Annotated in this window: 15 protein-coding genes and 1 tRNA gene; 6 read left to right on the top strand and 10 right to left on the bottom strand. The window is 70.5% G+C overall.

Features of this window, described 5'->3' with window-relative positions:
* Nucleotides 1-4: 4 nt before the first annotated feature.
* Together WIX39_RS07655 and WIX39_RS07650 are read left to right on the top strand one after the other, a co-directional pair.
* Nucleotides 5-763 carry an ABC transporter permease gene (locus WIX39_RS07655; RefSeq protein WP_409196329.1) on the top strand — a complete coding sequence of 253 codons (759 nt, stop codon included), beginning with the start codon at nucleotides 5-7 and terminating at the stop codon, nucleotides 761-763.
* Nucleotides 764-816: 53 nt separating this feature from the next.
* Nucleotides 817-1,521 carry an aspartate/glutamate racemase family protein gene (locus tag WIX39_RS07650; protein ID WP_409194785.1) on the top strand — a complete coding sequence of 235 codons (705 nt, stop codon included), beginning with the start codon at nucleotides 817-819 and terminating at the stop codon, nucleotides 1,519-1,521.
* A gap of 20 nt (nucleotides 1,522-1,541) precedes the next feature.
* On the opposite strand, the gene WIX39_RS07645 is transcribed toward WIX39_RS07650, so the two are convergent.
* Nucleotides 1,542-5,774: an OmpA family protein gene (locus WIX39_RS07645; protein WP_409194784.1), complete on the bottom strand. Its 4,233-nt coding sequence runs from the start codon at nucleotides 5,772-5,774 to the stop codon at nucleotides 1,542-1,544.
* A 38-nt stretch (nucleotides 5,775-5,812) separates the two neighbouring features.
* Entirely contained in the window at nucleotides 5,813-13,906 is an 8,094-nt protein-coding gene (locus tag WIX39_RS07640; protein ID WP_409194783.1) for an SdrD B-like domain-containing protein, read from the bottom strand.
* Between the two features lie 227 nt (nucleotides 13,907-14,133).
* Between WIX39_RS07640 and WIX39_RS07635 the strand changes: the two genes are divergently transcribed.
* The 3 genes from WIX39_RS07635 (at nucleotide 14,134) to WIX39_RS07625 (ending at nucleotide 17,751) form a co-directional block, all read left to right on the top strand.
* Nucleotides 14,134-14,970, top strand: a complete 837-nt coding sequence (locus tag WIX39_RS07635; RefSeq protein WP_106935867.1) for a response regulator transcription factor — start codon at nucleotides 14,134-14,136, stop codon at nucleotides 14,968-14,970.
* Nucleotides 14,971-14,980: 10 nt separating this feature from the next.
* Entirely contained in the window at nucleotides 14,981-17,266 is a 2,286-nt protein-coding gene (locus WIX39_RS07630; protein WP_409194782.1) for a sensor histidine kinase, read from the top strand.
* Between the two features lie 74 nt (nucleotides 17,267-17,340).
* A complete protein-coding gene (locus tag WIX39_RS07625) occupies nucleotides 17,341-17,751 on the top strand; it encodes a PaaI family thioesterase (RefSeq protein ID WP_106935869.1) in 411 nt (136 codons plus the stop codon).
* Here the strand turns inward: WIX39_RS07625 and WIX39_RS07620 are convergent.
* Entirely contained in the window at nucleotides 17,714-18,742 is a 1,029-nt protein-coding gene (locus tag WIX39_RS07620; protein WP_106935870.1) for a lysylphosphatidylglycerol synthase domain-containing protein, read from the bottom strand. The two genes, WIX39_RS07625 and WIX39_RS07620, sit on opposite strands and share 38 nt — an antisense overlap.
* A 20-nt stretch (nucleotides 18,743-18,762) precedes the next feature.
* Complete coding sequence (locus tag WIX39_RS07615) at nucleotides 18,763-18,954, bottom strand: hypothetical protein (RefSeq protein WP_081269572.1); 192 nt, start codon at nucleotides 18,952-18,954, stop codon at nucleotides 18,763-18,765.
* Between WIX39_RS07615 and WIX39_RS07610 the strand changes: the two genes are divergently transcribed.
* The gene (locus tag WIX39_RS07610) at nucleotides 18,953-19,084 is read left to right on the top strand and encodes a hypothetical protein (RefSeq protein ID WP_267898695.1); all 132 of its coding nucleotides are present in this window, start codon (nucleotides 18,953-18,955) and stop codon (nucleotides 19,082-19,084) included. The two genes, WIX39_RS07615 and WIX39_RS07610, sit on opposite strands and share 2 nt — an antisense overlap.
* 39 nt (nucleotides 19,085-19,123) lie before the next feature.
* On the opposite strand, the gene WIX39_RS07605 is transcribed toward WIX39_RS07610, so the two are convergent.
* From WIX39_RS07605 to WIX39_RS07580, 6 genes are all read right to left on the bottom strand, one after another.
* Nucleotides 19,124-19,199, bottom strand: a tRNA-Phe gene (locus WIX39_RS07605).
* 25 nt (nucleotides 19,200-19,224) lie between these two features.
* Nucleotides 19,225-19,926 (bottom strand): response regulator, encoded by a 702-nt coding sequence (locus WIX39_RS07600; protein ID WP_081269565.1) that lies wholly within the window; start codon nucleotides 19,924-19,926, stop codon nucleotides 19,225-19,227.
* 90 nt (nucleotides 19,927-20,016) lie between these two features.
* Nucleotides 20,017-22,347 (bottom strand): sensor histidine kinase, encoded by a 2,331-nt coding sequence (locus WIX39_RS07595; RefSeq protein ID WP_409194781.1) that lies wholly within the window; start codon nucleotides 22,345-22,347, stop codon nucleotides 20,017-20,019.
* On the bottom strand, nucleotides 22,344-22,985 hold the full coding sequence (locus tag WIX39_RS07590) for a DUF4390 domain-containing protein (protein WP_081269563.1): 642 nt from the start codon (nucleotides 22,983-22,985) through the stop codon (nucleotides 22,344-22,346). The genes WIX39_RS07595 and WIX39_RS07590 overlap by 4 nt, the downstream gene beginning before the upstream one ends.
* On the bottom strand, nucleotides 22,966-24,345 hold the full coding sequence (gene rsmB, locus WIX39_RS07585) for a 16S rRNA (cytosine(967)-C(5))-methyltransferase RsmB (RefSeq protein WP_409194780.1): 1,380 nt from the start codon (nucleotides 24,343-24,345) through the stop codon (nucleotides 22,966-22,968). The genes WIX39_RS07590 and rsmB overlap by 20 nt, the downstream gene beginning before the upstream one ends.
* Nucleotides 24,346-24,414: 69 nt before the next feature.
* A complete protein-coding gene (locus tag WIX39_RS07580) occupies nucleotides 24,415-25,014 on the bottom strand; it encodes a lema family protein (RefSeq protein ID WP_081269562.1) in 600 nt (199 codons plus the stop codon).
* Nucleotides 25,015-25,032 lie beyond the last annotated feature (18 nt).

The following is a 25,032-nucleotide window of genomic DNA, read 5'->3' as shown; positions in this document are numbered from 1 at the left end:
CCTGATGCTGGCCACGCTGCTGGTGCTGCTGAACGCCGGCGCCTCGCTGGCGCTGCACCTGCGGCTGCACCGCCAGGTGCTGTGGGCGGCGGCGCGCATGGTGGTGCAACTGCTGCTGGTGGGGCTGGTGCTGCGCTTCGTGTTCAGCGCGGCGTCGCCGACTGTCACCCTCACCATCGTCGTGCTGATGATCCTCGCTGCGGCGCGCGAAGTGGCGGTGCGCCCGTCGCACCGGCTGGCGCGCGGCGGCAACTTCCGCATCGGCGCGGCGGCCGTGGGCATATCGAGCGTGGCGACCGTGGTGCTGGCGCTCATGACAGCGATCCGCCCGCAGCCCTGGTACGACCCGCGCTATGCGATACCGCTCATGGGCATCGTGCTGGGCAGCGTGCTCAATTCCGCGAGCCTGGGCCTGGACAGCTTCTTCGAGGGCGTGACCACCGGGCGCGCGCGCATCGAGGCGCAACTGGCGCTGGGCGCGACCATCCACGAGGCGCTGTCGGAGCTCACGCGCTCGTCGATACGGCGCGGGATGATCCCGATCATCAACCAGATGTCGGCCGCCGGCGTCATCACCCTGCCTGGCATCATGACCGGCCAGCTGCTGGCCGGCATGGACCCGGTGGAAGCCGCCAAGTACCAGATCCTGCTGCTGTTCCTGCTGACCGGCGCGGGCGGCCTGGCGGCGGCGGGCTCGGTCTACATGGCGGCGCGCTCGATGACCGACGAGCGCCAGCGGCTGCGCTCCGACCGCCTGGGCTGAGGCCGGCTGCGACACTGCTTCCCCGTATTTCTTCCTGCTTCACTGGAGACAAGATGGCTATAGACACTTTGCACATCGGCGTGGTCGGCTGCTCGGCCGAAGGCGCGGCGCTGTGCTATCGCACGCTGTGCGTGGAAGGCGCGCGCTACCTCGGGCAGCCGCATGCGCACCCGGAGGTCTCGGTGCACACGCACTCGCTCGCCAGCTATGTCGACTGCCTCGACCGCGGCGACATCGACGGCGTGGCGCAACTGATGCTGTCCTCCGCGCACAAGCTCGCGGCAGCCGGCGCCGACTTCCTGATCTGCCCCGACAACACGATCCACCAGGCGATGCACCGCGTGCTGCCGCAATCGCCGCTGCCCTGGCTGCACATTGCCGAAGTGGCGGCGGCGGAAGCCGCGTCGCGCGGCTTTCGCCGCGTGGGCGTGCTGGGCACGCGCTGGCTGGTCGACAGCGAGGTCTATCCGCAGGCGCTGGCGGACGCGGGCCTCGCCGCCGTGCGGCTCGATGCCGCGGAGCGCGCGGAAGTCGGCCGCATCATCATGGACGAGCTGGTGTGCGGCGTGTTCCGCCCCGAGTCGACGGCGGTGCTCCAGCAGATGATCGAAGCGCTGAAGGCGCGCGGCTGCGATGCCGTCGCGCTCGGCTGCACCGAGCTGCCGCTGGTGCTGAACGACGGCAACTCCGCGCTGCCCACGCTCGACTCCACGCGCCTGCTCGCGCACGCGGCGCTGCGCCGCGCCACGGCGCGCTGAGGCCCCTCGGCCCCTGCCGCTCAGAACTTGCCGAGCACGTTCAGGAACCAGCCCTTGCTGCGGTAGCTCATGTCGGTGAGGTTGTCCGAGTAGTCGGTGAAGTTGTAGCCCACGCCCACCTTCAGGTTCTCGTTGACGTGGTAGTACGCCGCCGTGACCCAGCCGTTCTTGCGGTCCTGCAGTTCCCTGGCGCGCAGCGAGCGCCACTCGACCATCCAGTCCCAGTTGCGCACCAGCTTCCAGTCGACGCGCAGCACCGCGAGTTCGGCCGAGCTCTTGAACCACGGCGCCGAGCTGTCGCGGCTCGCGCGCAGGTCGCCGCGCCGCCAGGCGTACTTGCCGCCCAGCGTCCAGCGCTCGTTGAGGTCCCAGGTGGCGTCGATGGCGAACACGTGGCTGCGCTGCTGGTAGTCGACGGCGGTGGTCGACACCGTGCCCAGGCTCGAATCGACGCCGCTCGACACCACCTGCCCCGGCGACGACAGGTCGTACAGGAAGGTGTACTTGAACAGCAGGTTCAGCCGGTCGTTGAACGCGGGGCGCAGCGCGTAGCCGAGCATGGCCTCCGTGTACTTGGCCGCGGCCAGCACGCCGGTGCTGCTGTCGCTGTCGGCCCAGTTGAACTTGCCGAGCCAGCGCGAGTCGTCGTCCACCTTCCAGGTGAATGAGTTCTTCAGCAGCCAGCTGGTGCGGGTCTCGGAAGTCGTGCGGTCCTTGCGGTACTCCAGGCCGCCGCTGTACTTCAGGCGCTCGCTCGAGTAGCCGGTGGTGAAGGCGACGGCCTCGCGCCGCGTGGCGCCCAGCGTCTCGGCGCCGACCCAGCCGTTCTCGAAGTTCACGCCGAAGGTCCAGCGCGTGTCCGGCGCGTACTGCACGCCGTAGGCATGCGTGAGGCCCGGCTGCGTGCCGGTGGCCTGGCGGTGCTCGGTGAACATCGTGAGGCCGTCGCCCACGCGCGAGCGCACGCCCGTCACCAGGGTGCCGCCGCGGCCGATGAGGTTCTCGTCGGTGCGGCCGGTGTCGGACACGTAGGTCATGTAGAGGTTGGAGCGGTCGTCGTACTGGTAGTCGACGCCGGCCTTGCCCGCGAAGCCGCCGTCGCCGGTGGAGAGCTCGCCGCGCAGCGCCAGCTTGTCGCTGACGCGGTAGCGCCCGCCGAAGCCCAGGCGGTCGTTCTCCAGCCGCGTGCCGGTGCGCCGCAGCGTCTTCTGCGTGAAGCCGTAGGCGCTCCAGCGGTCGCTGCCGGTGTATTCGAGCTGCACGGCGGCATCGGCGCGCTCGCCGGACACCGCCTGCGTGGTCGGCAGCGAAGGGCTGGTGATGAGCGCGTCGCCGGTCTTTTCGTCGTACCGCAGGCCCAGGCCCAGCTTCCACTCGGGCGTCAAGGCCAGCGAATACTGTGCGTCGAACACGCTGCTGTTGTAGCCGTCGCGCTCGTCGCGGCGGTCGGCCTTCAGGCGCAGCTCGCCGTTCTCGGCCTTCTCGCCGAAGGGCACGGTGGCCTGCACGCCGAACTGGCGCGTGGCGTTGCTCGCGTACTGGCCCGGCGCGGAGAAGCCGGCGTCGCGCGACTGCGCATAGGCGCTCACGCGCCCGCCGCCGCGGATGTCGAAGTCGCCCAGGTCGGCCTGGCCTTCCAGGCGCCAGGCGCTGGCGCTGCCGGTGGGGCCGTTGCCCAGCGTGTTGCCGACCGCGCCGTTGCGCCCGGTGAAGCTGAAGCCGCCGTCCATCGAGTCGAGCTGGCCGGTGCCCGGGCCCTTGCTGCGCGCGAACTCGCCCTTGAAGTAGGTGTTCTCGGTCTTGCGCAGCGTGAGGTCGGCGCCGGCCAGGCGCTGGTCGCCGCCGATCTGGTCCTGGCGCGACGCGGTCACGCCCACGCCCACGTGGTCGTTGGCCCACCAGGAGACACGGCCGCCCACGGCGAGCGTGTCGAGCGAGGTGGTGAGCGGCGTGTATTCGTAGTCCACCACCAGGTAGGTCGGCATGCCGGTGAAGCCGCCGGCGCGCACCAGCGAGCCGTCGTCGGACAGGCTGGGCAGCGGCGCCGACAGCAGCACGCGGCCCTGCAGGTAGTCGATCTCGTAGTCGGAGCTCGGCACGAGCTGCGTGCGCTTGAGCACGAAGCCGGAATCCTTGTCGCGGATTTCCAGCGTCACGCGCTCGGCGCCGCGCGTGATGTCCTGGTTGCGCAGGTAGTAGAGCGAGCCGCCGGTGCCGCGGAATTCCTCGCGCGCGGCCAGCGTGCCGGGCTCGGCCGCGAAGGCGTCGATCTTCAGCCGCGCCTCGCCGAAAGAGGTCGACTCCTCGCCCAGGTAGCGGCCATGGAAGCCGTAGAGGCCGCGGCTCACGCGGGTGAGTTCGGTGTCGCCGAAGTTGAGCTTGAAGTTGCCCCACATCGCCTGCGAGCGGCCGTCGTCCACGCGCAGGTAGAAGCGGCCCTGCGTGGGCGCGTCCTGGATGGCGGTGGAGTCGTCGCCGAAGGTGGTCCACGAGTCCTCGGGGTCGAAGCGGCGGAACAGCGAGGTCGGGTCCTTGCGGTCGAGGTTGCGGAACAGTTCCTTGAGCGGGCGTTCCTCGGTGTCGACGCTGGCCGTCAGCGTCCAGCGGTCGTTGAGCTGGCCCTTGGCATAGCCGGCGATGCGGCCTTCGCTCCAGCCGCCGCCGCCGTAGCGGTTCTTGTCGTTGGTCATGATCGCGGCCGGGCCGCTCACGCTGTTGCTGCCCACCGTGAGGTCGGCCTGCCCGACGAAGAACCAGTCGCTCGCGGGCAGCTCGAAGTCGCGGCGGTAGGCGCGCGTGGCGCCCTGCGCGTCGGTGACCGAGATCTCGCCGGTCTGCACGCGGCGCGGCACCAGCTGCTGGAACACGAAGCGCCCGCTCTCGTCCACCGGCACCGCGAAGCCCAGCGCGCGCACCGTCTCGCCGGGGCGGATGGCCGCGCCGCTGGCGGTGACCGTGCCTGCGCTCAGCGGAATGTTGGCGATGGCGATGTTGTTCATGCCGTAGCCGCGCAGCAGCTCGCGCGCCGGGTCGGGCGGCGTGCCGGTCTCGGGCCTGTGGCGCTGCGCCAGCGTGAGCGAGAGATCGTCGGTCTCGTCGAAGCGGCCCTGACGGTCGTACACGCGGACGCGGTAGTACAGCTTGCCGCTCGCTCCTTCGGCGACGCGGTTCAGCAAGCCCTCGGGCACCTGCCATTCGCCGCGCAACGCGGCGTCCAGCGGCACGGTCGCGACCAGACGGCGCTGCATCGCCTCGTTGGCGGTGAACACGCGCAGCTCGGCCTTCGAAGTGAACAGCAGGTAGTTGCTGTAGCCGGCGAAGCGCACGGTGTCGCCGGCCACCACGGTGGTGGGCCAGGCGCTGGCGCTCAGGCGGCGCGGCTGGGAAAGGTTGTCGTGCTGCAGGCGCAGCTGGTTGCGCTCGAGCTGCACGTCGACGCAGCGCTGGCGGTCGGCGCTGTTGGTGCCGTCGCCGGCCGCGGCCTTGCCGTCGGCCGTGAGCAGCTGGCCGTCCACGCTCAGGCGCAGCGGCGCGTCGTCGGTGCCGAAGGCGGTGAAGGTGCGGCACACGCCGGGGTCGGCCGCCGCCGGCGCGGGCGCGACGGCCACGGGCGCATCGCGCCAGTACACGCGCACTTCGACGCGGCGGTTGGCGGCCCAGTTGGCGGGGTCGGTGGCGGGCGTGGCCACGGGTGCGTCGGGTCCGCGCGAGGAAGCGGCCGCCGCGTCTTCGGGCAGGCCCAGGCGCTGCGTGAGGTAGCGCGCCACCTGCTGCGCGCGCGCCAGCCCCAGCGCATGGTTGTCGGCGAAGCGTTCGCGCGACCTCGCGCTCAGCGCCTGGGTGTCGGTGTGGCCGACGATCTCGAAGCGCAGGCCGTCGCGCCCTTTCACCTGCGCGGCGATGCGGTCGAGCTGCGCGCGGTCGGCCGGCGCGAGCCCGTCGGCGCCCGATTCGAAATGCGGCACTCCGGTGTCGCTGCGCTCGGCGCCCGGCACGGGCGGCGGCGTCGGGCCCGCGGCAGCTGCCGGCGCGCTCGCGTCGCCCAGCACGAAGGTGGCCTTGGGCAGTTCGCGCTCGCTGCTGCGCGGCAGGTGGCGCGCGCCGTCGATGTCCACGGCGCGCGGGTCGGCCGCGGCCTGGTCGTGCATGCGGCCGCGCACGGCCGACTCCTGCGCGGCCGCGAGCCCCATGCCCATGCAGGCGGCGGTGACGGCGCCTGCGAGGGCGATGCGCTTGGGTAGCTTTCTTTTCATGTCGGCTCGCTGGCTCGGGTTCTGTGCGAAGGGGCGGTTCATGGCTTGCCGCCCTCCGGCGTGGCGGCGGGCACCAGTTCGACCTCGACGTCGAGGTTGAACAGCGGCGGCGCGTTGCCGTCGGCGCGGGCGCGCTGCTCGCCCAGCTGCTTCCAGCGCGCGAGCACCGCGGCCTTCACCGCGTCGGTGCGCTGGCGGCCGAGCGATGCGGGCTCGCCGGGCGCGGCGCGGTAGGCCAGCCGCAGCACCGATGTCTTCTCCGCCAGCACGCTCACCGTGCGGTCGAGCTCGGGCACGAAGCCGGCGCGCAGCGCGGCGCCGCCGTCCTCGAAGGCCGCGCCCTGCAGCGCGAGCCGCACCACGCGGTGCACGGTGGCGCCGAAGTTGATCTTCAGCACCTTGCCGCGCGTGGCGCGCTCGGCCGCCGGGTTCTCGCTGGTGGTGCGATAGCCCGAGGGCAGCGTGCGCTCGTCGAGCTTCAGCACCAGGTTGCTGCCGGTGCCTTCCTTCGGAATGGCGGCGCAGGCGATGTGGTAGCGGCCCTCGGCGTCGGTGGTCACCAGCACGCCGTTGACGGTGGCGATGCGCACGTTCGCGATGCCGGGCTCGCCGTCGTCCTGGTAGCCGTTGGCGTTTTTGTCGTCGTAGACCTTGCCGATCACGTCGGTGCAGTCGAACAGCGCGTCTGGCACCACGCGCACGGTGGCGGTGGCCAGGTTCGACAAGGTGCGGCCGCCCACGCCCTGCGTGGCGACGACCTGGTTGACGAACTCGCCCTCGCCCACGCCGACCCCCACGCCCGCGACCATCAGGTATTCCTTGGTCTCGTTGGGCGCGAAGTTCTGCCCGGGCACCACCAGCTGGCGGCCGTTGAGCTGCGGCACCACCGGCAGCGCCACGCCACCCGGCAGGCTGCGCACGGTGAGCGAGCCCGGCACGTAGCGGAAGCCCGGCGGCAGCGTGTCGACCACGGCCACGCCCGGCACGGGGTTGCCGCGCGTGTTGCGCGCCGTGATGCGGTACGGCAGCAGCTCGCCCTTCTTCACGGTGAGCTTCGAGGTGGTCTTGCGCAGCTCGATGAGCGTGGCGTCCGACGGGTCCAGCGGGATATTGTTGGCCACCACGTGCTGGCCGCCGCCGCCCGGCATCTGGAACACCATGTAGTAGCCCGCGCCCGGCACCAGCGCCGCGCCGGGGCTCACCACGCAGGGGTTGGTCTGCGAGGGCGCCGGGCCGTTGGGCGGCGGCGAGCACGACTGCGTGCCCAGCGCGCCGGCGGCCGCCGGGTAGATCGACGACGGCAGGTAGTTGCCAGGCGGCGTCACCACCAGGCGGTACTCGCCGGCCGGTGCGCCCGGCAGCACGAAGAAGTCGTAGTAGCCCGACGGGCCGGTCGTGTAGCTGTCGCGGCCGTCGAACAGGTGCTGCGCCGGATCGAAGCCGGGCGGGCCCACCAGCCGCACCACGGCGCCGGGCACGGGCGTGCCGCTGACGCTGTCGTACACCACGCCGCCCGGGTCGTACGGCAAGTCCTGCTTCTGCACGTTGGCGCCGGGGTTCACGCGCACCTTGATGGTGAAGCGCGGATCGCTCGGCGAGGGCGTGGGGTACGGGCCGCCGGCGCCGTTCTGCGATGCGTCGGTCGGCCACACGCCGCCCACGTAGCGGCCGTCGGGCGAGCGGAAGCGCACGCGGTATTCGCCGGGCACGAGGTCGCCGAAGCGGTAGCCGCCGTCGGCCGCGGTGGTCACGCTGTAGAGCACGGTGGCCGCGTTCTCGGCGCAGGCGTTGCCGCCGTCGGCGCAGCGCAGCAGCTCCACGGTCCAGCCTTCGCCGTTGCCTTCGCCCGAATCGCGGCTGCGGTTGTGGTTCTGGTCGAACCACACGTTGCCGGTGAGCGAGGCGGGCTGGCTGCTGTGCTCGGTGAAGTCGTAGCCGGTGCCGCGCGCGTCGAGCCCCGTGATGTTCACGCGGATCTGGTTCGGGCCCTGCGCGGTGCCGCCCAGGGTGCCGGGCACGGCGATGCCGTCCTCGTAGCCGGCGGGCTGCGTCTCGGTGACGGTGTAGCCGCCGCTGCCGGGCAGTGGCAGGCCGGGCAGCTCGTAGCGGCCGTTGGCATCGGTGACGGCGGTGCGCGTCACCGGCTGGCCCGCCGCGTCGGTGCCGGTGAGCGTGATGGTGACGCCCGGAATGGGCAGGTCCTGCGGCTCGCGCGTGCCGTTGCGGTTGGCGTCGTTGTAGACGGTGCCCGCCAGCGATGCGCCGCGCTCGCCGAAGTTGTAGTTGTCGCCGTTGCCGCCGCGGTACGCGATGGCGCCGATGACGTCGTTGCCCAGCGTGCCGCTGGGCACGCCGTCGAGCGTGCCCACGGCGTCCAGGCCGTCGGCATAGGTCACGGGCTGCGTCTCGCGGATGGTGTAGCCCGCGGCGTCGGCCGGCAGCAGGCCGGTGAAGACGTAGCGGCCGGTGGCGTCGGTGACCACGGAGGCGTTCACCGCCAGGCCGCTGGCCGAGCGGCCGGTCAGCGTGAGCGTGACGCCGGCAATGCCGGGCTCGCCGGCCTGGCGCACGCCGTCGTTGTTGTTGTCGACGTACACCCAGCCCGCGATCTGGCCGCCGCGCTCGCCGAAGTTGTAGTCGATGCCAACGTCTTCCGACACCAGCGCGATGCCGCCGAAACGGTCGTTCACGTTGCCCGGGTTGGCCACGCCGCGCGCAGCGCCGTTCACGGTGCCGAGCGACTCGGGGCCGTCGGCCACGCCGGCGGGCTGCGTCTCGTCGACCTGGTAGGTGCCGGGCACGAGCTTGTCGAACAGGTAGCCGCCGTCGGCGCCGGTCTGCACCGTGCGGTCCACGGCATTGCCCAGGAAGTCGGTGCCGGTGACGCGCACCGTGGTGCCGGCGATGCCGGGCTCGCCGCTGTCGCGCACGCCGTTCGACGGCGCCACGTCGGCATACACGTAGCCGGCCAGGCTCGCGGGCTTCACGGCCGAGAAGTTGTTGCCGGCCGAGCCCGCGCCCACCGCGCCGAGCACGATGTTCTGGATCACGTTGGCGGTCGAGCCGTTGGGCCCGTTGCTCACGCCGCTGCCGCCGGTGGGCACGCTGCCCGCCGTGCTGCCCGCGCCGCTGACGTTGCCTGCGCGCGTGATGCCGGGCTCGTAGCCCTGCGGGCGCGTCTCGGTCACGGTGTAGCTGCCGGGCGCGAGGTTCGGGAAGCTGTAGTCGCCGCTGGCGTCGGTGGTGGTGGTGCGCGTGACGCTCTGGCCGTTGACGTCGGTGCCCGTGAGCGTGATGGTCACGCCCGCGATGCCCGGCTCGCCCGGCGCGTTCTGCGCGCCGTTGCCGTTGCGGTCGTAGTACACGCGGCCCGAGATGCCGCCCGGCAGCAGCTCGCCGAAGTAGTACTCGCCCTGCACCAGCGGCACGTTGGTGCCCGAGACGGTCACGCCGGTGATGGCGTTGCCGCCGGCCTGCGGCGTGCCGGGCAGTGCGTTGTTGTTGGCCTTGCCCGGCGCATAGTTGGCCGGCTGCGTCTCGGTGATGGTGTAGCCGCCGGCGCCCGAAGGCGGCACGTTGCGGAACTCGTAGCCGCCGACGGTGCCGGTGGCCACCGCGACGATGTTCACCGGGTTGCCCGCGGCGTCGGTGCCCGTGAGGCGCAGTTCCACGTTCGGGATGCCGGTGTCGCCTGCCTGCGGCACGCCGTCGTTGTTGGCATCGACGAACACGCGCACGCTGATGCGGCTGAGCAGTTCGCCGAAGTCGTAGCCGGTGGCGTTGACGTTGGAGCGCAAGGCGATGGCGCTCACCACGTCGTTGCCCAGCGTGCCACCGGCCGTGCCGGCCGCGTCGCTGCCGTCGGCGAAGCCCGCGGGCTGGGTTTCGGTCAGCGTGTAGTTGCCGGGCGTGAGATTGGCGAAGGCGTAGTTGCCGGTGCCGGTGGCCGTGGTGGTGGTCTTCGACACCGCATTGCCGAACATGTCGGTGCCGGTGAGCGTCACGGTCACGCCTGCGATGCCGGGGTCGCCCGCGCTCGCGGCGTTGCTGTAGTCGGCGTCCTGGTAGACGCGGCCGGCCAGGCTGGACGCGCGCACTTCGCCGAAGTTGTTGGCCGACGAGGTGCCGCCCGTGCCCAGCACGATGTTGTCGATGCGGTTGGCGTTGGAGCCGTTCGGGCCGCTGGTGACGCCCGCGCCGCCGGTGGGCACGCTGCCTTGCGCGCTGCCCGCGCCGCTGACGCTCCCCGCGCGGGTGATGCCCGGCAGGTACGCGGCGGGCTGGTCCTCGACCACGTTGTAGGTGCCGGCGGGCACGGTGAAGCCCCAGTTGCCGTTGCCGTCCGTGGTGGTGGTGAGCAGAACGGCATTGCCCAGGTAGTCGGTGCCGGTCAGGCGCATGGTGACGCCGGCGATGCCGGACTCGTCGGCATCGACCTGGCCGTTGCCGTTCAGGTCTTCATACACGCGGCCGGACAGCGCGCTGTTCTGCACCGTGACCCGGCCTTCGTTGAAGTTGTTGCCGGCGTTGGGGTCGGCGCCGCCGTTGGTGTCGCCCGAGCCGGTGGTGACGATGTGCGCGCGGTTGACGATGTCCGTGCCGTTGGCCGGCGGATTGCCGCTCGCGAAGCGCACCGGAATGCGCACGGTGGCGGTGCCGTTGGCGGGCATCGAGGTGATCGCGCAAGTTACCGCCGTGCCGCCGGAGGCGCCGGTGCAGGTGGGCGCCGCGGGCGTGAAGCTGCCGCTGGTCACGGTGAACACGGGCGTGCCGTCCAGCACCAGGGCCGCGGGCAGCGTGTCGGTGAAGCTGGTGGTCTCGGCGCTGTCGGGGCCGTTGTTGCGCAGCTGCACGAACCAGTCGAAGGGCTGGCCCGACGACGCGGTAGTCAGCGGCGTGCTGGTGCCCTTGACCACGGCCGCCTTCGAGACCACCTGCACGTCGGCCTTGAAGCGGAAGGTGGTGTTCTCGGCCACCGTGTTGTTGCCCTGCACCGCGTCGTAGACGTTGCGCGCGGCGTCGAAGAAATCGACCTTGGCGTTGTTCTGGAACGTACCGCGCGACACGCCGCGCAGCACCACGCGGAACTGCAGCGAATTGATGTCGCCGGTAGCGGTGGCGCCGGCGCCGCCGAGCGTCGGAATGGTGAACACCACCTGTCCGCCGGCCGAGCCGATGGCCGCGCCGCCGGCCAGCGCGAAGCTGGTGCCTGCCGGCGCATCCGCCGGGATGCTCACCGACACCAGCGTGGGCGCTGCCTCGCCGTTGGGGCCGGGCAGCGGCAGGAGGTCGATCATGTGCACGTCTTCCGCGGTCGACGCGCTGTTGTTCGACACCGTGATGGTGTAGCCCACGTCGTCGCCCACGTTCACGGGATCGACGTCGTCGCGCTTGGTGACCACCAGGTCGTACACCGGCGCGGTGATCGTGGCCGGCACCGATGCATCGTTGTTGGCCGTGCTGAGCTCCGGCGTTGCCGTGGAGATGTGCACGTTGTTGGTCACCGTGGTGCCGTTGAGCACGTACAGCGGACGCACGCGCACCGTGACGGTCTGCTGCACGTTGCGGTCGAGCGAGGTCCAGGCGCACTCGAGCTGGTTGTTGGTGGTGCCGGTGGGTTGCGTGGTGCTGGGCTTGGTGGTGCAGCTGCCGCCGCCCGAGGCGTCGGCCGAGATGAACATCAGCCCGGCCGGCAGCGTGTCGACCACGTGCACGTCGTAGGCGCGGCTGAGGCTGCCCTGCGCCAGGCTCTGGTTGCGGGCCGTGAGCGTGTAGGTGAGCAGCTGGCCGACCGGCACCGAGCCGGGGCTGGCCGACTTGGTTACCGTCACGTCGCTGCGCGCGGTCAGGTAGGCGGTGGTGCTGCCGTCGTTGTTGGCCAGGTTGGGGTCGGCCGGCGTGGCCGCCACGGCGCGCGCCGTGTTGTTGATCTGGAAGCCGTGGTCGTTGGCCGATGCGCCGTCACCGTAGTGCCGGGCGACGACCTGGATGACCGGGCACAGCGGCAAGGCGCTGGCGGGGTCGGTGCTGGCGCGGCAGACCGGCAGGGTCGACAGCGTGCAACCGGAGAGCGAGGCGTTGCCGAAGCCGCCGCCGTTTGCAGGCAGCGCACAGGTACCGCTGAAGGTGCCGGCGTTGGCCGTCTGCGAGACGCTGCCGGCGCCGATCACCTGCGCGAAGGTGTCGGTGACGACGACGCTCTGCGCCTCGGAGGGCCCGTCGTTCACCACCTCGATCTGCCACGTGACGTCCTGGCCCGCGATCTGGCGGTTGCCGGCGCTGTCGCCGATGCCCACCACGCGCTTGAGCACTCGCACGTCGGCGGCGGTGGCGTTGTCGTTCACGCCGGTGCCCAGGCTCGTGCAGTCGTTGCCGGTGTTGGCGTCGGGGTCGGCGCCGAGCGTGGGCGCGGCGGCGGGCAGCGCCACGTTCACGCACATGGTGTTGACGACCTGGCCGCCAGCCGGCGGCAGCGCCGGGATGGTGGCGTTCACGATGATGTAGCCGCCGTTGCGCGCGCTGCTGCCGTTCGACTGGTCCACGCCGATGTCGGCCGTGAGCGTGCGCGTGCAGGTCACCGTCGCGGGGCCGGGCACGGGCACGGCGGGCGTGGGCACGACGGTGGCGCCGCCCTTGGTCACCGTGCAGGTGTAGCCGTCGCGCTGCGTGACGCTGTTGATCTGCACGCCGGCAGGCACGTCGTCCACCAGCTGGATGGTGCTTCCCGCCAGCAGGCGCGTGCCGCCCAGGTTGGTGCTGCCGACCTGGTAGTCGAAGGCCTGGCCCAGCGGCACGTTGTTCTGCGGCCAGCTGCGGCGCTTGTCGGCGCGGAAGTCGGCGGAAGAAGGCGCCACGTCGACCGGCACGCTGCCGGTGGCCGAACTGACGATGGGGCCCGTCGCGTTCACCGTGGCTTCGTTGACGACGCCGGTGCCGGCAGTCATGGCGATGACCGGCACCAGGATGTCGCCGAGCGCCACGCTGGCGCCGTTGTTGCCGCCGATGTTGCTGCGCGTGCAGCTCACCGTCTGGCCGCTGACGGAGCAGCTCCAGCCGGCGGGCGGGTTGATCTGCGTCTGGATCGCGAAGTTGGCGGGAATGGTGTCGGTCAGCGTCACGCCGGTGGGCGGGCTGCCGCTGAAGCTGGGGCTCAGCTTGAAGTTGAAGCGCTGGCCGACCAGCACCTGGCCGCCGTCATGGCTCTTGGCGAGCGCCAGCACGTAGCCCGCGGTCACGGTTGTGTTGGCCGTGGCGCTGTTGTTGGTGGAAACGCCGTCGCCCACGGAGCCCGCCGGCGCCACGGCCGGCTGGTGCGTGATGGTGGAGCCCGCGCCCGCGGTGACCACGCCGTTGATGCTGAAGGTGCGCGTGTTGCTGCCAGCCGTTGCCGGCGTGGCCGGCACGTTGCAGGTCAGCTGGCTCCCGCTGACCGAGCAGCCGGACGGCAGGTTGGTGTTGGAGACCGTCAGGCCCGTGGGAATGGGATAGGTCAGCGTCGAGCCGGTGCTGGTGTCCGGGCCGTTGTTGGTGACCGTGAAGACGATCGGCACCGTCGAGCCGCTCGGCGCGGTGACGGGCGCACTGATGGCCACGGCCACGTCGGCGCCCTGGTTGACGGTGATGGCCTTGGTCTCGCTGGCGCCGCCGCCGCTGGGCTCGGCGGTCACGGTCAGCGTGCCCTGCGTCTGCGTGCGCAGCAGCACCTTGAAGTCGAGCCGCTCGTTGGCCGCGAGCGTGATGCCCGAGCAGGTCAGCGTGCCCTGTCCGGCCGAACCCACGGCCACGTCGGCGGTGCAGGTGCCGGAAGGGACCGCGGAGGTGCCCATGTAGATGGCGTTGGCGGGAATCGTGTAGGTGAACGAGGCGCCCGGCGCGCCGATCGGCAGGCTGTCGGAGTCGGCGATGGTGACCGTGCTGGTGACCGTGCCGCCGGCGGGAAGAATGTCGGGGTCGTGGACCAGGCTCGATATCTGCGGCACCGCGTGCGCGCCCGCGGCGAGCAGCAGCCCCGCCAGCGGTACGGCAAGCCTGCCCAGCGTGCGCCGCCAGCGCCCCGAGGGCGCCTGCGCGCAGGTGGAGAACAGGTCGCGTCGCACCGACGCGACCGGCAGATTCGATGGGGTGCTGGACATCCCGTCCCTCGTGATGGCTCTGATGGACCGGGCACCGACCATTTACAGGTGCGCCGCTCGATGCGGCGACGTGCTCCGGAAAGTGCGGGAGTCTCGAAGCGGAGGGCGGGAGCCGCTTTTGGGATTCAGGACAAAAAGTTTGCTTTGGATGACATTTGTTTACGAATGCAACGTAACGTGAACTTAGTCACATGGCATTTCAGGCCCGCTCCCATACGCTCGGTGGCATGTCTTACTGGTCGACCACACCCCCCCGGCGCGCGCACATCCTTGTCATCGACGACAACATCGAGGAGCTGCAGTTGCTGCTGGGCGCGCTGCGCGGCGCGGGCCACCGGATCAGCCTTGCGTTCGATGCGCTGCAGGGCTACCGCCGCGTCACCGCGCTGCAGCCCGACCTCGTGCTGCTGGACGTGCGCATGGGCACGACCGACGGCTTCACGACCTGCAGGCTGCTGAAGGCCGACAGCGCGACCGCGCACATTCCGGTGATCTTCCTGACCTCGTCGAGCGCCGTGGACGAGCGGATCGCGGGCTTGCGCGAAGGCGCGGTCGACTACATCCTCAAGCCCTTCGAACCCTCCGAAGTGCTGGCGCGCGTGGCGGTGCACCTGGCGCTGGCCAGCAGCAGCAGCCATGCGCAGGCCTGCATGGCGCAGGCCGAGAGCGTGCTGGAGAACGCGCGCTCGGACAACGCCGACCGCGTGATCGCGCAGGCGGCCGAACGGCTGGTGCTGTCCAACCTTGCGAGCGTGCCCGCGTTGCCCGAGCTTGCCGCGCGCGTGGGCACGCACGAGAAGCGGCTGACGCGCGCGTTCCGCGAGCAGACCGGACGCACCGTGTACGAGTACGTGCGCGAGATGCGGCTGGCCGAAGCACAACGCCTGCTGGCGGCCTCCGCGCTCAACATGGAAGAAGTGGCGCATGCGGTGGGCTTCTCCGGCGCGGCCAATTTCTCGACCGCGTTCCGCGAGCGCTTCGGGCTCACGCCCTCGTCCTATCGCAACGCACGAGCGGCTCGGCCCATGCCGACGCCGACACGGGCGCCGGCGCCGTCGGCCTGAGGCGGCGGCGGTGGCGATCCGCGGCATCACCGCCGCCTTGCTGCTGTGCGCGGCTTCCTGGCTCGCGGGCCCGGTGCACGCGGCCACGTTGCGGATCGTCGATGCAGCCGCGCTGCCGCTCGTGCTCGACGAAAAAGTCGAGCTGCTCGAAGACCCTGGCGGAATGCTCTCGCGCGAAGACGCGGCCGCCTCGACCCGCTTCCAGCCCGGCACGCATGCGCAGATGCGCCAGGGCTTCAGGAACTCGGCCTTCTGGCTGCGCCTGGGAGTGGTGAACGACACCGGCACGGTGCAGCCGCTGCGGCTGGTGCTGAACGCCACCTGGCTGCAGCACGTCGACTTTCACGTGCAACGCGGCAACGGCACCGCGGCCGCGGGAGCTGCGTGGGTGCACGAGCGAGCCGGGGTGTCGGTGCCGCTGCACGGCGAACGGGACCGCGTGCCCACGCTGTCGCTCGACCTGCAACCCGGCGAGCAGGCGCGCCTGCTGGTGCGCGTGCAAAGCCACAGCAACCTCAAGTTCGCTCCCCAGCTCTACACGGCCGACGGCTGGCGTGACGCCGAGAGCAGCCATGCGCTGCTCGACGGCCTGCTGATCGGCGGACTGCTGGTGCTCGCCGTGTATTCGCTCACGCTGTGGCTCATCTCGCGCAACCCGCTGATGGCCTCGCAGAGCCTGGGCTTCACGCTGGTGGCGCTCTACGAGGCCACCTATCGCGGCCACGCCCGGCTCGCGCTGTGGCCCGACAGCATCGACTGGAGCTACCGCGCGGCCGGCGTGATAGCCGGCTGCAGCGTGCTGAGCCTGCTGCTGTACCTGCACGTGCTGTCGCGCCGCGGACCGGTGCGCCCGCCGGGGCTGCCGGTCATCGCGGTGCTGGCCGCGAGCCAGGTCGTCGCGGTGCTCGGCACGCTGCTGGGGCCGTACGCGCCCTTCGCGCGCCTCGGCAACCTGACCGTGCTGCTGCTGGTGATCGCACTCACCGCGAGCAGCTTCGTCTACATGCGGCGTGCCGGCCCCGGCGGCAAGCTGGCGTTCCCGGTGATGACCATCATCATGATCGGCGTGTGCCTGCGCCTGACCGAGCTTTCGCTGCCCACGCACATGCTGCCCGGCTTCGACGCCTATGCACTGGGCTTCCCCGGCATGCTGGTGGGCCTGGTCGCACTGTCGTCGTGGACGCACCATCTGTCGCGCCAGCGGCAATCCGCGCAGCGCACGCTGGTGCTCTGGCAAGCGGAAGAACAGCAACGCCTGCGCGACGAGGTGGCGCTCAAGACCCACGCGCTGAACGCCGCGCTCGAGCAGGCCGAGCACCAGGCTCGCGAACAGACGCGGCTCATGGCCTACGTGAGCCACGACCTGCGCGCCCCGCTCGCGACCATCATCGGCCACGTGCGGCGGCTGCGCGAAGAAATGCCGCAGCCGCCGCAGCGGCTGCAAGCCATCGAACGCAGCGCGACCTACCAGCTCTCGCTCATCGACGACCTGCTCGACTATGCGAAGGGCGAGCTGCTGCCGTTTTCCTTCGAGCTGCGGCCGGTGCGCCTGCAGGCGCTGATCGACGACATCGCCCAGTACGCCGACACGCTCGCACAGCGGCGCAACAACGCATTCGAACTCGAGGTGCAAGGCGCGCTGCCGCGTACGGTGCTGATCGACAGCAAGCGCTTTCACCAGCTGCTGCTCAACCTGCTGTCGAACGCCGCGAAGTTCACGCAAGGCGGCAAGATCGGCCTGCGCGTGCGGGCGCGGCCACGCGCCGACTCCTGGCGGCTGCAGTTCGAGGTGTGGGACAGCGGCAGCGGCATCGACCTGAACGAGCAGGCGCACATCCGCCAGGCCTTTGCGCAGGGCGCACCCAGCGCGAGCGGCAACGGGCTGGGGCTGGTCATCGCGCGGCGCATCGTGCAGCGCATGGGCGGGCGCCTGCTGCTCATGAGCCATCCGAACCTGGGCACGCGCGTGCGTTTCTCGGTGATCGTGAAGGATGCGCCGGATGAGCCGCGTTCGGTTGCCAGCCAAGCACCGCCGCAGCAGCCCCAGTCGTCGCGCCTGCGGCTGCGCCGCCCGCCGGCGCCCGTGCCGACCGTCGCGCCGCTGCCCGCCGCGGTACGCGCCGAACTCGAGGCGTTCGCGCGCGACGGCCGCTGGACCGACCTGCACGAATGGGCCGACCGGCTGGCGGCGGCCGATTCAGGCCACGAAGCGCTGGTCGATGCGGTGCGGCAGGCGCTCGACCGGCTGGACTTCGAGCACATCCGCCTGCTGGCGCGCGCGACGCCCAAGCTGTGAGCGTGCCCGACGCGGGCTTTGCACGCGGCGAGGCCTCTGTTTAGCATGCAAGGACCTCATTTTCAGGAGCCTTCATGCACGACATCGCCGCTCTCCAGAAGCTGCTGGACACGCTGTTCCCCGGCCTCATGGGCGTGCGCCTCACGGCGCTCGAACCCGACCGCGTGGTCGCGCAGATGGAAGTGCGGCCCGACCTGTGCACGGCCGGCGGCATCCTGCACGGCGGCGCCTACATGGCCTTCGCCGACACGCTGGGCGCCGTCGGCACCATCGTCAACCTGGCGGAAGGCAAGCGCACGACCACGACCGATTCAAGCACCAAGTTCATCGCCGGCGCGCGGGTGGGCAGCATCGTCACCGGCACCAGCGTCGCGCTGCACCGGGGACGCACGACCATGGTCTGGCAGACCACCGTCGCCGATGCGCAAGGCAAGCTGTGCGCCGTCGTCACGCAGACGCAACTGGTGCTTGAAGGGGCGGGGTGACATCCCCTGGGGTTTCTTCGGCCGAATGGCTCGACGCGTAGCGCTCGAGGAACAGGTAGAGCGCCAGGCCACCGGCCAGCGGCAGCAGATAGTAGAGCGCGCGGTAGGCCAGCACCGCGCCCATCAGCACGCCCTGCTTCACGCTGCCCGAGAGCAGCGCCAGGTACACCGCCTCCAGCACGCCGAGGCCGGCGGGAATAGGCGTCAGCACCCCGACGATGGACGCGGCGAGCAGCACGCCCAGCGTGGTCGCATAAGGCACCTTCTGTCCCAGCAGCAGATACATGGCGGCGCCCATCAACGCCCAGTTGGTGGTCGACAACGCAAGCTGCACCACTGCAAGACGCGCGGCCGGCAACTGCAGGCGACGGCCCCTGAAGCGCCATTCCCGCCCGCGCGCCAATGCACAGGCCGCGACATACGCCAATGCCAGCAGGATCATCACCACGCCGAGCAGGCGCAGCGCGCCCGCCCCGATATGCGCCTGGCTGGGCGGCACGATGGCCCCCGCCGCGAACAGGCCACCCGCCAGCAGGCCGTAACCCAGCCAGTTGGTCGCAAGACTCAGGCCGACGATCTGCGCCACCGTGGTGTCGTCTAGACCGGCACGCGCATAGAGCCGCGCGCGCATCGCGATGCCGCCGACCAGCGAGCCGAGGTTGAGGTTGAACGCGTAGCTCGTCACGGCGATCGCCCACGTGCGCCAGTACGGCAGGGGATGCCGCAGGTGGCGCTTGCCGATCAGGTCGAAGCATCCGTAGAGCGCATGGCTCGCCGTGGCGAGACCGAGCACCGCGAGCAGCAGCCAAGGCGAGTAGCGCTGGAGTGCCTGCCACGCGCCAGCCCAGTCGATCTTGTGCGCGTGCGAAAGGAGCAAGCCCAGCACGGCGATGCCGAACAGCGGCAAGGCCCAACGCCTGCAGCGTTGCCAGATCGTGCTGCCCGCGGCGTGCGCAGGGGCATCGGCGATGGCGGCCGAATGGGTGTTCATGGCGACGGCGGCCCGGCGGCTCAGGGCTTGGCGGGCTTGTCGCTTTTTTCGGGCGTCTTGTGCTCGGCGAGGCCCTTGTCGTGGAGCTTGCTGTTGCGCACGTCCTTCATCATGCGTTCGCCTTCGGCGTCACGGCCGTCGGTGGGAACGGACTCTTCTTGCGTGACTTCGGGCTCTTCGTGATGCGGCGAGCCTTTGCGGATCTGGGACATGGACATCTCCTCGGTGATGGCCGAGTTTGTCGAAGCCCGCGATGCCCACAGCGCCGTCCATCGGCGATGGCGGATGCAGGACATTTGCCATTCCGGCGCTGCGCACAGCCTGCGGGAAGGCGGAAATTGAAAAAGCCCTTGATCCTGTGAAGGAGCAAGGGCTTTGAATTGGTGGCCTGGGGCGGAATCGAACCACCGACACGCGGATTTTCAATCCGCTGCTCTACCAACTGAGCTACCGGGCCATCTGCATTTGTGTGCAGCCTTAAATTATACAGCGCTTCTGCGCCCTCTCGACAGATCCACACCAAGTTGTTTGAGTTTTCTGTAGAGATGGGTGCGCTCGAGGCCGGTTTTCTCGGCCACGCGGGTCATCGAACCGTTCTCCATCGCGAGGTGGAACTCGAAATAGGCCTTCTCGAAACCGTCGCGCGCATCGCGCAGCGGGCGGTCGAGGTCGAAGCTCTGGGTCGACTGGGGGCCGATGTCGGCCACGGGCACTGAAGCGAGCGATGCCATCAGCAGGCTGTCGCCGGTGGTGGTAATGGCGGTGGCCTGCGCCACGCCCGCCGGTACGGGGACCACGCCGGCTGCGGCGCGGCGCGCGCTCTCGCGCGCCAGCCCCTGCTCGACGGCCTTGAGCAGCTTCTGCAGCGTGATGGGCTTTTCGAGGAAGGCGAAGGCACCGATGCGCGTGGCGTCGACCGCCGTGTCGATGGTGGCGTGGCCGCTCATCATGATGACGGGCATGCTCAGCAGGCCTGCGGTGGACCACTCCTTGAGCAGCGTGACGCCGTCTGTGTCCGGCATCCAGATGTCGAGCAGGACGAGGTCCGGCCGCGCACGCTGGCGGGCCGCGCGGGCTTCGGCGGCGTTTTCCGCGAGCTCCACGTTGTGGCCTTCGTCATTGAGAATTTCGAAGAGCAGGTCCCGGATGCCCAGCTCGTCATCGACCACGAGAATGTTTGCCATGAGTGCTGCTTGTTGTGTGCGCTGGTATCTGCAATGGTGTGTAAGGTCCGCCGGTCCGGCCATCGCCTGGGCGACGGAAATCGTAAGCGCTCAGGCGGCGGAAGATTTCGAATCTTCGGTGTGAGCGACCGCTGCCCGCGGCTCGCTTGCCAGCGCGAATGATAGCGAGACTTGTGCCCCGGCTACAGCCCCGTCGACAACGCGGTTGGAAAGCTCGATGCGCGCACCGTGCTCATCCGCGATCTTCTTCACGACGGCAAGGCCCAAACCGGTACCTTTTGTTTTCGTCGTGACATAGGGTTCGAAGGCCCGCTTGAGAATGTTCTCGGCAAAGCCGGGGCCGCTGTCCTGCACGGTGAGCCGCACGCGCTGCCCCGAATCGCCCAGGCGCGTGCGGATGACGACCTCGCCCCGCCGGCCGGTGCCGCTGGCCGCGGCCTCGGCGGCGTCCTGCGCGTTTTGCAACAGGTTGTGAATCACCTGCCGGATCTGCTGCGCGTCGCCGCGGATCGGCGGGCAGCGCTCGTCGAGTTCGGAGCGCAGCACGATGGGCAGGCTCTCGGCGTTGTAGAGCTGGAGCACGTCGGCCAGCAGCGCGTTGAGGTCGACCGGCTTGAGGTCGGCGGCGGGCAGCCGCGCGTAGTCGCGGAATTCATTGACCAGCCGCTTCATCGCATCGACCTGGTCGACGATGGTCTTCACCGACTTCACGAGCACCGCCTGCTCGGGCGGTTGCACCTTGCCGGACAGCTTCATCTCGAGCCGCTCGGCGGACAGCTGGATCGGCGTCAGCGGGTTCTTGATTTCGTGCGCGAGGCGGCGCGCCACCTCGCCCCAGGCCTGGGCGCGCTGTGCCGAGACGATCTCCGAGATGTCGTCGAACACCAGCAGCCGCGCGGCACCGGGCAGCTCGGCGCCACGGGCGACGATGTTGATGGCGCCGTCCTGCTGCGGCATGTCGTGCCCCGAGGCGTGGAGCTCGAAGGCGTGCTGCCAATGGTCGAGGCCGTGCTGCATGCGCTCGACCAGGAAGTCGTCGAACTGCTGCTGCACCTTGGCGCCGAACTCCGCGAGCCCGGGCACGTCGACCAGCGGCTGGCCCTCGTAGGCCGCGAGGGGCGCACGCAGCACGCGGGTGGCGCCGGGGTTGGTCGAAAGCACCGTGCCCTTGGCGTCGAGCACGATCACGCCGGAGGTGAGGTTGTCCAGGATGGTCTGCAAATTGGCGCGGGCAGCGTCGAGCTGGCCCATGGTCTTCTCGACCGCGCCGCGCGCGTCGGCCAGCTGCTGCGTCATGACGGCGAACGAGCGCGTGAGGCCGCCCAGCTCGTCCTTGCCCTGCAGCACGGCCGTGGGCCGCAGGTCGCCGGCGGCCACCTGGCGCACGCCGTCGGCCAGCACCAGCAGCGGGCGCGCGAGCTGGTTGCCGAACAGCACGGCCAGCAACACCGCACCGAACACCGCAAGGAACAGGCTCAGCGTCAGCGTGCCGATGTACATGCGGCGCAAGCCTTCGCGCGCGAGCGCCCGCTCCTGGTATTCGCGGTTGGCCTCCTGCACCGCCAGCGCATTGGCCACCACGGCCGGCGGCAACGGACGCGTGACCTGCAGATAGCGCGGCGCGGTGTCGAAGTCGAAACCGGGGCGCTGCACCATGGCGAGCGCGCGAACGCTCGCGACCGGCGGCGTGGCACCGGGCATGGCGGTTTCGTCCAGGCCTTCGATGTGCGCGACCGCGCGTTCGGGCCGCACTTGGCGGAACTGCTGCGCGGTCGGCCGTTCGGGGTTGAGCTGGAAACGCGACGAGCCGGCGCTGGCCACCAGCTGGCCCGAACCGGTCCAGAGAATCACGTCGGTCGCCTCGAGCTGGTCGCGGATGCGCTCCAGCACCAGGCCCGCGCTGGCATCGGGTACCTGCGCGAGCTGTCCGCTGGCGCTGCGCGCCTTGGCGGCGAGGTCGTCGGACAGCGAGTCGAGCGTGGCGCGGCCGAGGTTCAGGCCGGCATCGAGCGCCCCTTCGACCTTGACGTCGAACCAGCTTTCGATCGAACGCGCGACGAACTGGTAGGACACCACGTAGACCAGCGCCCCCGGCACCACCCCCACCAGCGCGAAGATGGCCGCCAGCTTGATGAGCAGCCGGCTGCCGAACTTGCCCTGCCGCAGCCGACGCAGCAGCCGGAACGCGACCCAGCCGATCACCAGCACCAGCAGCACCGCCACCACCACGTTGATGCCGAACAGGCGTACGTAGTAGCGCTCGTACAGCGCGCGGTTGTTGGTGGCCTGCGCGAGCAGGAACATCAGCACCAGGCCGATGGCCGTGACCAGCGCGGCTCCCACGCCGATGGCCCAGCGCATTGCACGCGCGCGGCTCGCGGCGGGCGTGGCCGCTGCGCCGCTGCGCGGGGAGGTGCTCACTTTTCCTTCTCCACCGCGAGCCGCGCGGTGCGCTCGACGGCAATGTTCCAGTCGGCCTGCCCGACCACGCCGATCTGGAACGGGCGCGGCAACTGCGAGGTGTCGAGGCGGAAGCGGAAGGTCACCTGGTGCAGCGGGTCGTCGCCGATCTCGGCCGCGTCGCCCAGCCGCAGCCGCCCGACGCGCTTGATGGCGTCGAGCGCGTCGCTCAGGGTGTCGAAGTTCTGGTTCAGCGAAATGCCGAGGCCGGCAGCGCCGGTGATGGGCACCGGCGACACATTGAGCCGCCAGCGCCGAGTGAGCGGCTGGTAGGCCAGCCGCATGTGGCGCTGGACCTGCGCGACCTTGCGGTCGGTCCAGTACCAGCGCTCCTGGAAAATCTCGGCTTCAGCCACGAAATAGATGGCGATGCCCTTGTCGAGCACCTCCTCGACCAGCGAGGGCAGCTCGAACTGCACGACCGCGCTCAGGTAGACGCTGTCGTCGGCCTGTTCCAGCCGCATCTGGCTGATGGACGTGGTGGGACGCCCCTGCGCGGCCGCCGGAGCCGGCAGCCACGCCATCCACATCGCCCAGGCCCACAGCAGCACGGCCAGCAGGAGCGGCCCGCGCCGCGACTCAATGCGGGCGCTTTTCAAGCAGGGCGTAGAAGAAGCCGTCGTGATCACCAGAGGGATTGTCCGGGACGCCACGGGCATTCGACCCGCTTTGGGGCAGCAAATGGCCAGGCGATGGCAGCAATCGTGCGTCGGTGTTGTGTACAAGAAACGCATCAATTTGTTGCGAACCCTCTTCCCGGAAGACGGAACAGGTGCAGTAAAGAATCCGCCCGCCGGGGCGCACGAGCGGCCAGAGCGCGGCCAGCAGCGCGGCCTGCTGGACGGCGAGCTGGGCGGTATCGCTCTCGCGGCGCAGCCAGCGGACGTCGGGATGGCGGCGCACGATGCCCGACGCGGTGCATGGCGCGTCGAGCAGGATCGCGTCGAACGGCTTGCGGTCCCACCAGTCGGCGGGGCGGGCGGCATCGGCCACCAGCACGCGGGCCTTCAGGCCGATGCGCGACAGGGTCTCGTCGATGCGGCGGCTGCGCACGGCGTCGACTTCGAGCGCGGTCACGTCGATGGCGTCCGGGCCGGCCAGCTCGAGCAGGTGAGCGGTCTTGCCGCCGGGCGCGGCGCAGGCGTCGAGCACGCGCAGCGGCGCGCCGCCGGGCATGGCCGGCAGCAGGCCGTCGAGCAGCAGGGGCGCGGCCATTTGCGCGGCCGCGTCCTGCACCGAACAGGCGCCTTCGGCGAAGCCGGGCAGCTGCTGCACGGGCCGGGCACGCGCCAGTTGAAGGCCGCTGGGCCCCACGCGGATGGCGGAAAGGCCGGCGGCCTCGAGTTCCACCAGATAGGAGACAGCCGTCGATTTGCGGGCATTGACGCGCAAGGTCATCGGCGCCTGCGCGTTGTCGGCGGCGAGCACGCGCTGCCACTCGCGGGGATGGTCACGCTTGAGCCGCTCGATCCACCAGCGCGGATGGTTCCACTGCGCGACCGGCTCGGAGTCGGTCACGGCCACGAGCTCGTCGCGCTCGCGCAGGAAGCGCCGCAGGCAGGCGTTGATGAAGCTGGCCTGCGCCCGTGTGGCCGGGTTGCGCTTGGCGGCCTCGACGGCCTGGTCGACCAGCGTGAACGGCTCGTAGGGCGCGCGCTCGCTGTCCCATGCCAGCGCCAGGGCGGTGCACAGCAGCGCGTCGGGCAGCGGCGGCGGCGTGCGCTTGGCCAGATGGCGGCGCAGCGCTTCGGCGCGGCCGAGCCAGCGCAGCACCTGGAAGCCGAGCGCCTGCACGCCGGGCCGCAGCGCGGGCTCGACGGCTTCGAAGGCGACGGAACCCGAGGTGCCGGCGCGAATCGACGCCAGCGCCACCGCGGTCAATTGCAGCTGGCGCCAGAGCGGCGGTTGCAGCGACTGCGGAGCACCGCTGCTGGGGAGATCGGAAGGTAGTTCAGCCAAGTTGGGGGCGATGGTAACGGGCCCGCGGAAAGCAGGGCGCCGTGCAATGGAAAGAAAAAAACGACCGCGTCAGAGCAGCGGCGCGGCCGGACGCAGACGCACGGCCCATGCCACCAGCACTGCGGGGAACTGGGCGATCGCGGCGTTGTACTGTTTCACCGCAAGATTGAACTGGTTGCGCGCGATCTCCGCCGCCGCCGAAGGCTCGGGCCAGGCGATGGGGTCGGGCGCCCCCTGGAGCGACGGTGGCTGTTGTTGTTGCGCCGGCCGCGCGAGCGTGCCGTCGGGCTCGAACATCGTCACCGCATCCGGGTGCTGGCGCTGCCACGCGCCGATCCACACCTGCAGCGCAGTGGCCAGCGCGGCCATGCCGCCCGCATCGAGCGGCCTCGACCGCGTCGCGCCCAGCAGGATGCCCAGTTGCGTGGTCGATGCCTGCAGCGGCGCGATGGAAGACAGCAGCTCGTTCGCCGGCGCCTCGGCCGGCGGCGCGGCGGTGATGCTGGCCTGCACGAAATCGAGTTGCTTGCGCAGTGCCGCATCGAGCGTGCCGTAGCTCTGCAGCACGGCGGCGCGCAGGCGCACCAGCCGGTTGTAGGCGCCGACAAACCAGAACAGCAGCACCGCGATCACGATCCAGCTGGCCAGCGATTCAGGCAACAGACTCATCGACGACAAAACCTCATC

Source organism: Variovorax sp. AB1(2024) (assembly GCF_037482385.2).
Taxonomy (GTDB): domain Bacteria; phylum Pseudomonadota; class Gammaproteobacteria; order Burkholderiales; family Burkholderiaceae_C; genus Variovorax.
This window is presented reverse-complemented; position numbering and strand designations above follow the sequence as displayed.